This is a genomic window from Prevotella pallens (assembly GCF_900454935.1).
GTDB classification, from domain to species: Bacteria; Bacteroidota; Bacteroidia; order Bacteroidales; family Bacteroidaceae; genus Prevotella; species Prevotella pallens.
In genome coordinates this window covers 549204-561205 of sequence record NZ_UGTP01000001.1, presented here as the reverse complement: position 1 = coordinate 561205, position 12002 = coordinate 549204, and the positions used below count along the sequence as shown (strand labels likewise).

General features: G+C 32.1%; 9 protein-coding genes and 1 pseudogene. 5 read left to right on the top strand and 5 right to left on the bottom strand.

Annotation, left to right across the window (positions count from 1 at the left end; genetic code table 11):
- The first annotated feature begins 332 nt into the window (after positions 1-332).
- Both DX009_RS02475 and DX009_RS02470 read left to right on the top strand, forming a co-directional pair.
- Positions 333-1124: a formylglycine-generating enzyme family protein gene (locus DX009_RS02475; RefSeq protein ID WP_115082893.1), complete on the top strand. Its 792-nt coding sequence runs from the start codon at positions 333-335 to the stop codon at positions 1122-1124.
- A gap of 344 nt (positions 1125-1468) precedes the next feature.
- Positions 1469-2200, top strand: a complete 732-nt coding sequence (locus DX009_RS02470) for a hypothetical protein (RefSeq protein WP_115082892.1) — start codon at positions 1469-1471, stop codon at positions 2198-2200.
- A 790-nt stretch (positions 2201-2990) separates the two neighbouring features.
- Here the strand turns inward: DX009_RS02470 and DX009_RS02465 are convergent.
- From DX009_RS02465 to DX009_RS13260, 3 genes are all read right to left on the bottom strand, one after another.
- Positions 2991-3602, bottom strand: a complete 612-nt coding sequence (locus tag DX009_RS02465) for a phosphoglycerate kinase (RefSeq protein ID WP_115082891.1) — start codon at positions 3600-3602, stop codon at positions 2991-2993.
- A gap of 105 nt (positions 3603-3707) precedes the next feature.
- A complete protein-coding gene (locus tag DX009_RS02460; protein ID WP_112316923.1) occupies positions 3708-4109 on the bottom strand; it encodes a hypothetical protein in 402 nt (133 codons plus the stop codon).
- 403 nt (positions 4110-4512) lie between these two features.
- Positions 4513-4665, bottom strand: a complete 153-nt coding sequence (locus DX009_RS13260; protein ID WP_181792305.1) for a hypothetical protein — start codon at positions 4663-4665, stop codon at positions 4513-4515.
- 257 nt (positions 4666-4922) lie between these two features.
- On the opposite strand from DX009_RS13260, the gene DX009_RS02450 reads away from it, so the two are divergent.
- Together DX009_RS02450 and DX009_RS02440 are read left to right on the top strand one after the other, a co-directional pair.
- Entirely contained in the window at positions 4923-6371 is a 1449-nt protein-coding gene (locus DX009_RS02450; protein WP_115082889.1) for a caspase family protein, read from the top strand.
- Positions 6372-6784: 413 nt separating this feature from the next.
- Complete coding sequence (locus DX009_RS02440) at positions 6785-7300, top strand: nitroreductase (protein ID WP_115082888.1); 516 nt, start codon at positions 6785-6787, stop codon at positions 7298-7300.
- A 937-nt stretch (positions 7301-8237) separates the two neighbouring features.
- Here the strand turns inward: DX009_RS02440 and DX009_RS02420 are convergent.
- Positions 8238-10394, bottom strand: a complete 2157-nt coding sequence (locus DX009_RS02420; RefSeq protein ID WP_115082886.1) for an SEL1-like repeat protein — start codon at positions 10392-10394, stop codon at positions 8238-8240.
- A 569-nt stretch (positions 10395-10963) separates the two neighbouring features.
- Here DX009_RS02420 and DX009_RS02415 point away from each other — a divergent pair.
- Positions 10964-11119 (top strand): annotated as a pseudogene (locus tag DX009_RS02415) (MaoC family dehydratase); the annotation flags it as partial.
- A 358-nt stretch (positions 11120-11477) separates the two neighbouring features.
- On the opposite strand, the gene DX009_RS02405 reads toward DX009_RS02415, so the two are convergent.
- Positions 11478-11912: a hypothetical protein gene (locus tag DX009_RS02405; RefSeq protein WP_115082884.1), complete on the bottom strand. Its 435-nt coding sequence runs from the start codon at positions 11910-11912 to the stop codon at positions 11478-11480.
- Between the last annotated feature and the right edge of the window lie 90 nt (positions 11913-12002).

The following is a 12002-nucleotide window of genomic DNA, read 5'->3' as shown; positions in this document are numbered from 1 at the left end:
AAATTAGGCTCCTCTAATTAATTGATTTTAAACTATAAAAGCACGAAAAACATATAACTCTTACAAACAACTTTTAAAACTATATTTCCTTATACCGAATTCAAATAAAAAAAATAAATTTTATAATTATAATTTTCTGTTTTTATAATTACAAAAATTTATCTTGTAATTATGTTTTTTATATAATTAAAAGTTTAGATTCTATGTTCCACCGTAAGATATTATTACTTGTATATAATTTCAGAAAACAATCAAATAATTAAAGACAAATATTTATCTTTGTAAAAAATAAGTATATCGTTAGCAGAATAGATTTCTAAAAGCTGAATATTATGTTTGAAAATCAATGGGAAGTAATAAAATATATAGAAGATAAGTTTGGAAATAAACTTTCTTACGTGTCAGCCCCTTATCAGAATGCAAATTTGCCATATTTTAAGGATATAGATACTGGTATTGAGTTTGTTTATATTCCAGGAGGAGAATATAATATGGGGTTCTCTGAGGAAGAATATGCACAGATTTTGAAATTGACAGAAACTCCAAATATTTCGATTGAAGAAATGCAACCTGTGCATAAAGTAAAGCTTAGTCCATTTTTACTTAGTATTACACCAGTTTTAAACAGTCATATACTCAACTATAATAATAATTTTGGTAAATCCATCGCAATAGATGGGGAGGCTTATAGTCCGTTCTTCTGTGAATATTCATTAGCAGAAAGTATAGCTGCAGACTTATGTTCAAAGATTCCTAATGAAGAAGAATGGGAATATGCTTGCAGAGGTGGAAAGCACTCTTTATTTTGTTTTGGCAATTCTCTTCCTACTGAATCAGAATTAGAGAAATGGATGTCTTGGGATTTGTTCTCTTTGACAGAACTAAACCACAATGATTTTGGTCTATATGGTCTTTTTTTTGGAGAGTGGTGTTCTAACGATTTCACTGTTAATCTTAAAATAGGTTCTGATACGGTGTCAGATTCTAAAACTGTAAGAGGAGGTGGAGCATTATTCTTTCCTTGGCAAGATGAAGAATGGGTATATTGCTTGTCTGCTTTTAGAATGCCTTCAAAAGATCTTTTAGACAATAAGGCAACTTTTAGACTGAAATTGGAAATTTAGTGTGGTAACTTAAGTTTTTTTGATTTAATGTGCATTCAAATCTTCACATCAATTAGGATATTTATGTGGGAATATTCGGTAAATTCTCTACCTACTTGCTTCACCAATATACAAATTTATCAATAGCACCCAAAAAGAGACATAATTCAGACTGGCATTATCCTATTGATTTTTGGACAGAAAAAGATGGTTCTGAAGCAAAGCAAAATACTATAATTGAAAAAGCTATTGGCTAATGCTGATAGTTATTTATAGGGAAAGAAACATAGTGAATTGTCTACTTCTTTACGAATTAAACTACGATGACTTTAAAGAACACCATTAATTGTAAATAAAAAAATAATATGGAACATGATGAATTGATTAAATTAATATTTAAAGAATACCAGATGGCAGACAAAGATAAATATACAAATTTATTTCTTTCAAGCCTAAGTACCCACCGCTTAGAATGGAGAAGTGGACTTCCGGTTCTTGCAATTATGCAGAGTTTTCCTTTTCATCATTTCCAATCTCAGTCTCTACCACCAAACTTTAAATGCCTGAGCGAGGAAGACCAGCATTTTGTAATAAAACGTATGCCTTGTGTAATATGCTCTAATTATAAAGAAGCATTTGTAGATTCTAATAATCAAGATTCTAATAATATTGGAGGCTTAACAGATTATACATTAGACACATTTTATCAATATCTAAAGAGTACTAATGCTATGGAGAATGTTCTGCCTAACGAAGACGATATTAATATTTTCTTGCAGATGTTGAGATACATACAGGAAATAGATTATAATACAACTATTAAGCGAGGAATAACCTCGCTAATTAGTAAGATAAAAGAATTTGAAACCAATTTGTTTGAACTTCAATTACTTTTAGAAACCTTAGGATATTGCAGTATATTGGAAACAAAAGAACATAAGGGATTGCTTCACCAATATACAAATTTATCAATAGCGCCCAAAAAGAGACATAATTCAGACTGGCATTATCCTGTTGATTTTTGGACAGGAAAAGATGGTATAAATAAGAAAGCTCTAGATTATTGGTTTGGTTGTTATTTATCGGCTACAGAGTAATAGTGTACCTTCGGTAATAACGAGGAAAGACAGTTAATATCTATTAGATAATAGAAAGCATCTACAGAAACGTTATTGTTTACTTATAAAAAGCAAATTGCAAACTTCTGTAATGCCCTACCCGATTGGTATCCATTTATGGTTGAACAATCAACTTCACACGCCTACAGTTGCTCCGTGTATTCTATCGCTTTGTTTTAATAATTCTCTGCTTTCTATGACAAAGCAATTTATTAAGAAATAAGAATTCCTGTCACTCATGTCATTCGATACTGACGTATAACTGCTTGATTTATAATATATTTATACGAATTGTTAAAAGTGACAGCAAAATGAAATCAAAACTATTATAGTCCACTCTTAAAAGTCTAATATTCCGCTAATTCATAGTATTTTATACTGTAAATTATCTACAAATATCTGCAAGTTCTTGTACCGTTACACTATAATTCTTGCAGATATTTAGGTAGTGTCTAAAAAAGTGTGTAAGTCCTCTCTTTCTTATCTTTGCATTTAATAACTGCTTTCATATCCTATGCCTGTTATCTAGAAATTCTTTGAATTAACTGATTACGATGTTATAATTATATGTATGCAAAGATACTGAATTTTCTGATAACACCTATTTTCTGATAACACTTCCTCATTTTTGAAAATCTTCGTTTGTTGTTTGAGTAGGAGCATAATAGTTTGATCTTAACAGTCGAGCTTGTAGGCAAGTTTTATACTATAAAGATACATTTCCTATAAACCATTGAAATAAATCCTTTTAAAAGACGACTAAATAGACTTATTCATTAATAAATTGCCGAACAATTTTAAATATGGTTTCTGCTAAAAGTTTACGCCCCGATTTAGTACTAAAGTCTAATCCACAAAAAGTTGACCTATTCCCTCTCAAGAGTACATAGTAAAGCCCCCCTGTTAGTACGGCAAATAAAGCTCGTGGTGAAATTCTCTCATTATTAATTTGTTTGGTGAAACTCGGTAAAAATTCCTTAAGGGTAACCTCTCTTTTTCTCGCACTTTTTCGAGTAAGGCTGCTATTTTCATACATTTCCCAAACCATAATGGATTGCATGTCTTTATTTTTATAGATTGCATCTATAAATTTCTCGATTAAGTTCATAAAAAAAGCTTCGGCGTTTTTATAATCGTTTGGATTAATAGCAATATTATCGTTAAGAAAATAATCAAATTGAGAAGTATATGCTTTTATTAATTCTTCATCATTCTTAAATCTACGTTCCAAAACGATAACATCAGTTTTAGACAGATTTGAAACTTCCTTGATGGTAACCGAAGAAATGCCTTTTTCTGAAATAATAGTGGCAATAGCCCTCATTACATCTTGTTCAATTTCTTTTTCCGTTCTTCTTCCTAAATACCTTCTTTTGTACATCTTATTATATTTTTTATTTAAGTATATCAACCCAACCAGTTTATTATTTAGAACTGGTTGGGTAGAATATTAAATGAATGGGAAAAGCCTTATTAAAACAACCCATTATTTTTCTTTCTGATAGATAAGATAATCTGAACTATTTGAATTCAAACTATGCCATAAAATTAGCTTATTTCCATATATTTTATAGTAATGTTCGTATGTCCAATTAGATAATTTTATACCCAAACCCTTTACAAATACAAATAAATGGCAATTATTTTCTGTATAAAAAACTCTCTTTTTCCCTCCCGGTACGAAATCATAACCAATAATGTCTCCATTAGACATAAATATAAGTTTCTTATTTTCTGAAATATTGGAATTTATTTGCTTCCAAGTACCCAGCAAACGAGTATCCATTTCTTTCTTTGTTAAATCTGGCTCTTTTTCTTCGCATGAAGCTAATGAAAACATTAAAACAGTGCAACAAAGTAGCCAAGATAATAGTCGTAAGTATTTCATATCAATGTATATTATATTTAACATAGGTTTCGTCAAATGTCGGCTCATCTATATTCGATGAGCAACCACTGGTAACGATACTTAGAGAAACAACAAGAGCAAAAGTTATTCCTCCAGAAAAAGTTTTTTTATTCATATTAGATTTCTTTTGTAAAGAACTTGGCAATAATGCCGTTGTAAAGGTAATACAAATTTTATTATATCAAAATAACTTGGATATATTTTTCAAAAATTCTTTTTCATAGCTGATTACAATAACATATACTTTATTTTTTGATAAGTTTGTATGAAGATAATTGATTTGAATTAAAAACAGAAGCACTGCAAGTTCCAAACTGGGGGAACAGGATATTACATTTGATTGTAAATCTATCCAGAATTACGTTTAAGATAGGGGTGTTTATCATTCTTTGTTTCTCGCATCCCCTAAGTTTTTTACCTTTCCAATCTTTTGAGTAATAACTTTATTAAATCCTTCGACCTTTTCTTTGCCACAGAATAAGTCCACATCAAAAAACTGTATGTCTTCCGAAGATATCTGTCTGTTGCTTGTCATCTTTGTCTTTCAAAGCCCAACTTTGAAAAATGTCCATAATGTGATAAATTCCACCGAAAGAAGTGATATTCTCGTTTTTTATTGCTACCTTTGTCCTGTCAAATTTTTGCTTACTTGTTATGTTTGCAGCACCAAGATAGGTGAAATTTCTGACATATCCAGGTGTTTTGAGAACTTTGTTTCTCAGACACTTGGAGTTCTCACAAGATTTTATGCTGCGGAATTAAGGTTCAATACCAAATATCATATTAATATTTATGAATGCAATCGCTTTAGTTGTTGGAAATGCTGATTATTACGGAGAACATAATAAACTTATAAATGCTGTCAATGATGCAAACGATTTTTCCACCAAATTACTTTCTTTAGGATTTGTAGTGCGGAAAACGATTAATTGTAATAATGAACACTTTGAGCGTGATGTTCGGAGTTTCTCAGATGATCTTAAGTCATATGATGTGGGGTTGTTCTATTTTTCAGGACATGGCTTACAAATAGATGGACAAAACTATCTAACATCTTTAGATACAAATTTTTCAGATTCCATTTCTGTTAAACATACGTCAATTCCATTAAAAGAGGTCATGGATTATATGCAGAATGATAAAACTTTAATAAAAATTCTAATTTTAGATGCATGTAGAAATAATCCTCTACCAGAAAGAGGAACAAACCTTGGTTTAGCCCCTATTTATGCGCCTAAAGGTACAATAATAGCATTCTCTACATCTCCTGGAGAAACTGCTATGGACTATGGTGCTGGGAAAAATAGCATCTATACAGGTTCACTTCTAAATCATATCGATGATAGAAATATCCCAATAGAAGATTTCTTTAAAAGAGTAAGAACATCTGTGTATACTTTGTCTAATGGCAAACAAACTAGTTGGGAACATACTTCCTTGATTGGAAATTTTTGTTTTAATTCTGGGCAATTGATACATTCCCCGAAAATACCGTATCGTGAAGATTGTGTAATAGACAAAACGTTTGAATCCCATGGAACAGAAATTGATGAAATTATTATTGCTTTGAAATCATACAATTGGTATATTCAACATCCAGCAATACAGAAGTTAAATTCTTTGTCACCAAAAGATATAGATATAAGCACTAAATTTTTGTTAGGTAGAAATATCCTCCAAACAGCCATTGGTGGTGAATTTTCTGCATGCAGCATATTCAATAATTTATCAGATTGGCTATCAAGATGGTTTGATGGTGATGACAACCATGTACTAAATGGTATTTTATATGAAATTTATTTTAATTCAGACGGGAAATTACGATTAAATGGATTTAAAGCTAATCTAATTAATCAGATTTTCATATTGGAAGAAAATAAAAGATTCATCAAATCATTCGAATTTATAAAGGAACAATTAATACCTTTTAAGGAAAAGGTATACTATATTCCTTCACCATCGCCCGTTTCCTTACCTATTGAAATTATTACGAAGAAAAAAGAGGAACTAATTTGCGATATAAAAATGACAAAGAATTATCTCATGTCTATAAAAATTAATAATGTAGAACTTTTTTCATACAATGAAAATTTATGTTATACGATAGTAAAGTATGAAGATTTCTTGAAGAAAATTAGCTATGAACTTTGTGCACCTCTAAACAGATTGAAGATGTCAGGAAATGAAAAGGATTTAGAGACAATTGATATTCCATTAGGTAATCTCATTACAAAGATTTAGTTATCCTCAATTCCGCAGCATTATTCCTTGTGAGGTACTTTTATATATTGAAGTGACATTTTTGGGATTTATCCATTGATATGGGGATTTTATGTTTAGAAAAGACCCAAGAAACACCGAAGCACCTCATATCAACATATAGAGCCTCCAAAAGACATCTCAACATATAAGATTTTCTCACAAGAAAAAATATTGCCGAATTAAGGAATATGATAAATTCCACCGAAAGAAATGATTTTCTCGTTTTTAATTGCTACCTTTGCCATGTCAGATTTTGTCTATTTTTTATGTTTGCAGCACCAAGATAGGTGAAAATTCTGACATATTCAAGTGTTTTGAGGACTTTGTTTCCCAGTCACTTGGATCTCTTAAAAGATTTTATGCTGCGGAATTAAGGATAAAAAAGAAATGTTATGGAAGCATTAGAAGTATTGTTGACACGTCGTAGCATACGTGCTTATGAAGAGCGTATGCCAGAACAGGAGTTGATTGATAAGGTTATGGAGGCTGGTCTTTACGCTGCAAGCGGAAAGAATATGCAGACCGCTATCATTGTTGAAGTTACCAATAAGGAAGTACGCGACCGCTTGTCTGTGATAAATGCTGAGATAATGGGCGTAACATGCGATCCTTTTTATGGCGCACCTGTCGTTCTTGCAGTATTAGCAGATAAGAGTAGCCCTAATCATGTCTATGATGGTGCGTTGATGATGGGCAACCTTATGAATGCTGCTCACGCAGTAGGTTTAGGAAGTTGTTGGATTAATCGTGCCAAGCAAACTTTTGAGCGTGAAGTTGGTAAGCAGATGCTGAAAGAGTGGGGTGTAGAAGGTGATTATGAAGGTATCGGCTTCTGTATTCTTGGTTATGCTGCAAAGGAAGGCAAGACCTTATCACGCAAGCAAAATCGTATCTTCTATGTGAAGTAAGGATTTGAATCAGTGCTACCTGATAAACATAGGTTGTTCTGTCTTAAGACATTCCCTTGAAGCGTATGTCTTTCTGCATTCTGACTTCATTCTTTGAAAAGTTATTCAAGGACCCTACCAAAAAGTTCGCGAACAATCTTAAAAAAGTTCGCGAACTTTTTCTAAATTGTTCGCGAACTCTTTTTTGATTTATTCCCTTAATTCCGCAGCGTTTTTTCTTTTGAAAAATTTTATATGTTGAGATGTCTTTTTGGGGCTCTATATGTCGATATGAGGTGCTTCTGGGGTTCTTGGTTCTTGCATAATCATAAAATCCCCCACCCAAACCAATGGGGAAGTATGAAAAACCACAAAAAATACTTCCATAACAGAATGCTTTGCTGCTACTTCCACGTTTACCAAATACAGATTCGGTAAGTTTTTCTAAGCCCAACTTTGAGAAAACGTCCATAATATGATAAATTCCACCGAAAGAAGTTATATTCTCGTTTTAAATTGCTACCTTTGTCATGTCAGTTTTTTGCTTACTTGTTATGTTTGCAGCACCAAGATAAGTGAATTTTCTGACATGTCCAAGTGTTTTGAAAACTTTGTTTCTCAAGCACTTGAAGTTCTTACAAGAATTCATAATCACTGGTTGTGCCGTAAACAATTTTACCACCAATATAAACAGAATCTAATTCGCAATCTTCAAATAGTGGAGAACTAATAGACTCATAAAAAGTATGATCCCTTTTCATCTATAAGTTCAAACATCATTTTATTTTTAGCTACGTATATATCCGTTGTCTCGTCTTCATCGTCAATACAAAATAAGGTTTATCCCATAATGAAAAAGATTTCTTCATCTCTTGGAAAAACTCCTCTTGCTTTTTCTGTGTATATAAAACGTAGTCAATACCTGTAAACATAACTCATTTTTTATATGGGTATTCTTTCAGATGAAAGAAATATATGGTTCGCCCCTTATTTCGCCACGAAACGCAAAGATTACAAAGTCGTCTATTTCTTGGAAAGAAGTTACCTTACCATTTTTTATCTTGATTTCAACATGTTCTCTAATCAAACCTTTCCAGTCTTTCCAATAGCAACAATAAATATTAGCTGTTAATAAGTCGCCTTTCTTTACTACTTCGACTGAAGGATAGAGCATATCCTTCTGGGCTAATTCTGACAATTCATAATATTTTAAGACACCAATATTGTAGAGGTCATTCTTATCCATTATCAAATTTCTTACGATATAATTTGCGTGCCCCCATGTTGGCAATTGAGTAGGAGACGTTATTAATAAATAAACCTGCCAAGCTCCCATTTCTGTTGGACTGACGGTGATATATTTCAAAATATCTTTATCGTCCTCAAAGCTTTTATTACAAACATAAAATTTTGATTGACTCCCTTTTCCGTATTGTCTTGCAGTTTTCAATTGGATAAAACATCCATTATCTAACGAAAGTGCATCAAGGTCGTAGAAAATTGCTCCTGCGTCAAAATCAGTTATAGTATTTAATTTTGATTTCAACCGATAACGATACGCTTTTGCCTTGGAAGCAAAAATGTTACTTTCGTCGATATATGCCAATAATTTTCTTGCCATATCGAAAACAACTTTTTCGCTGTTATAGAAATCGTCTCCTTCTTTATCTAATATCGTTTTAAGTATGTTTTGTGCTGCTGCTTTGTTCTTTTCCTTGTAAGGATTGTGTGCAAAATTGTTGCCCATAAAGAGGAGATAAGCTTTATTCCAAAGACATTTCAGAGAAGGAGAAGGCATTTTGTCGGCATCGTTAAGCAAGTTGGCAGCCTCTTCGTACTTTTTTTCTGTCCATAGAATGGTGAATAAATTTAGTCTTGCATAGTGCGACCCACCCTCAATGGCTTTCTGCAAAAATATTTTTCCTTTCTCACTATCCCCTTCATAGTTCTCAGCAAATACACCGAGAATATTAGCTGCTTCATAAATTCCATCGTCGATGGCCTTTAAATAACATTCTCTTACCTTATTGAAATCTTCTGAACTCATTGTAGACAATAGAAACCAATCTGAATTTTCGGCTGCTTTCTTCAGGTTGTCGGGTAATCCTTCTACATATTTTGTTCCCTTGAGTGGTTCTCCACCTTCAAAATTTTTCAAACCAAAAAGTTCAGGTTCATAACTTACTTTTTGACTATAATGAGATATTGGGTTGGGTAGATTGAATGGGTCTATCGGAGTAAGCAGATAGTTGTAACGAATGTGCGCTTCAGGATAAAATTCTACTACCTTATTACAATGAGGACAAACCGACATATAGCCAGAATAAGCACTAAATACCCTTGCGAATTGTGCATTATACCATTTTAAGTTTTCGGAATTAGTTCCACAAGAGAAACACGGAAATCTGTTTTCTAAAACAACAGGTTTAGAAATATCTGTAGGCTTAATCATTTCAGAAAGACATGGCTGAATACTATTTATATCGTATCGGAAAGTGGTAGTTTCGTACTCATAACCAATATTGGAGTGTAAATCAATACCAACTAATAAGATTTTCTTTATCTTGTTGTCTTTCACGAATAACATAAAAGCCTGATGTGGTATTAAAAGACATGCATCTGCATAGTAGTTACAATAAGCAACATCAAAATTTGTTCCACGGAATTCTACATTATATTTTCTCCATTGTTTCCAATATTCAATTACTGCACTCTTACCCGAAATGGTTTCTTTTCCATAGATGATGCTTTCGACATCTGTATCGAGGCGACTTTCAAAGTTTTTGAAATTGCCAGTAAGAAGGGTTCTTGCTAACAATTTTACTGCATCAGTACAGGGCGTATCAGGAATGTTGTCTGGAAATATCAACATTCCATACTTTGTACTTTCTACGGTATTAACATCGTCTTTGTCCTTCTTTAGAGATGCCGAATAGCCTTTACCATATATATCGTCTAAGGTATATTGAGTTCCATACTGCTTATTATATTCGACCAATGACATTGTTTCTTCATTAATAACAATTACGCTATCACGTCCCTTCTCTTCACGTAAAAATATAGGCACTGGTATGGGACGGTCTTGATAATAGAATTGTTGCCAACCTTTATACATAAGATACAACAGCAGAAATGGAACAGCGAGCGGGAAAATCAAGATTGTTGTAATATGATCCTGAAATTTTGATTTATTCTTATTATAAAATGTGTCCCTGTTTCTAATAATATATACTGCTAAGCAACATACAACCCAGTAAATTGCTAAAACTGTCCAGATGTTCATAATTCTAATGGTTTAAATTTTTCTTTCATCAATCATCTTTTAGAGTTCGTCTTTTATTGTATTCGTATCTACTATCAAAAGGAATATTTTTTACAAGATACGGCAAAAAATGTTAGGGTCCATTTTTAGTAATGGCTCTGTTTAGATGATATCCCAAAGTTGTTCTACATATTCTCTAATTTCTCTTTAGGTTTTATATTATACGCCAATTCTGCTGGCATAATTATACACTACAAATATATTACTTATTTTTCAAATAAATGTTGTTATTTTATTCTTTTTGTACTGTGATATTTCAAATGTATATTTTTGGCGCAACAAAAAAGCGAAACGCCATGCGCGGCGTTTCGCTTATTTAATTTTTTGGCTACAATTTTACATTTCAACAATTATTTGTCGATGTAGTTGGTTCACGCATTCGTTTGGTAGCTGCGTTGGAAAGTATTGAAAACCTAAGAGGCATCTGCAAGGCTGGCATTAAGTTCCAAATTGAAATTGAAGGTCAGCGCAAACCTGCTTTGGAAGGTATTGCTACTTTTTTATATTACTTTGTATAAGTTGGAAAATTCTTTCCGAAGAAAGTATCTTTTCGTACCTAAATAAAGTTCAAACTTACTGAAAAACTGGGCATTTGACTGAACGAATATATTTTTTTTCGGTGGAAAGATAGTCTGCAAAGACGATAAACAAAAAAACTTCGATGAACCAAATAATGGGTTTGTCGAAGTTTTTTCGTTAGTTTTGAATTGTGATTTTTGCAGATTGAACAAAGTCAGACCAGTAAAAACATCGACCTTAACGCCAATCTTGCCTTCCAAATCGGTGATATTGATGCCTGGAGAAATTTGTGTTTTCTTGGTCAAGACTTCAAAATGGTCATCAATTTGTAACGAATAAGTCTCTTCATCTGAAGCTCTAAAGAACTTCACCAAATTCTATTTCATTTTCAAATGATATATAAATAATCTTTTTTAAATCTTTAGATAGAAAATAATGATGTTGAGGTATTTCATCAATTATAAAGGGGATAACCTTTACTAAATCTTTTAAATAGAACTCATATCCTACCTCCGTCAAGCTATCTCCAATATAAATTATCTCATCTTCTTTAGAAAACATCTTCTCTTCGATTAACTTCTGAATAAAATTAACGACATCAAAAGACACTTTCCCTTGGTCGGATTTTACCAATTTATAATTATGTAAGCTACTAAAATCAATTCGTGATCCAATAAAAGGGAAGTGTTTACTCAGGTTTTCCATGTAGTAAGAAAGGTTTGAAATAACCGTATAATTGATGTTCTGCTCTTCTACATTTTTTATTAAGAGATTATCATAAAAGTTATTCATGAATCAAAGAATTTATTATTTAGTTGTTTCTTAAAAACTATATTTCGGTATAAAGTTTGTACTGACAAGCTCTATACTTATTCTTTTTAT

Bases quoted from the DNA above. Each gene is read 5' to 3' on its own strand.
- DX009_RS02420 (WP_115082886.1), bottom strand. From the start codon at position 10,394: ATGTATAAAGGTTGGCAACAATTCTATTATCAAGACCGTCCCATACCA.
- DX009_RS02460 (WP_112316923.1), bottom strand. From the start codon at position 4,109: ATGAAATACTTACGACTATTATCTTGGCTACTTTGTTGCACTGTTTTA.
- DX009_RS02465 (WP_115082891.1), bottom strand. From the start codon at position 3,602: ATGTACAAAAGAAGGTATTTAGGAAGAAGAACGGAAAAAGAAATTGAA.
- DX009_RS02450 (WP_115082889.1), top strand. From the start codon at position 4,923: ATGAATGCAATCGCTTTAGTTGTTGGAAATGCTGATTATTACGGAGAA.
- DX009_RS02475 (WP_115082893.1), top strand. From the start codon at position 333: ATGTTTGAAAATCAATGGGAAGTAATAAAATATATAGAAGATAAGTTT.
- DX009_RS02470 (WP_115082892.1), top strand. From the start codon at position 1,469: ATGGAACATGATGAATTGATTAAATTAATATTTAAAGAATACCAGATG.
- DX009_RS13260 (WP_181792305.1), bottom strand. From the start codon at position 4,665: ATGACAAGCAACAGACAGATATCTTCGGAAGACATACAGTTTTTTGAT.
- DX009_RS02440 (WP_115082888.1), top strand. From the start codon at position 6,785: ATGGAAGCATTAGAAGTATTGTTGACACGTCGTAGCATACGTGCTTAT.
- DX009_RS02405 (WP_115082884.1), bottom strand. From the start codon at position 11,912: ATGAATAACTTTTATGATAATCTCTTAATAAAAAATGTAGAAGAGCAG.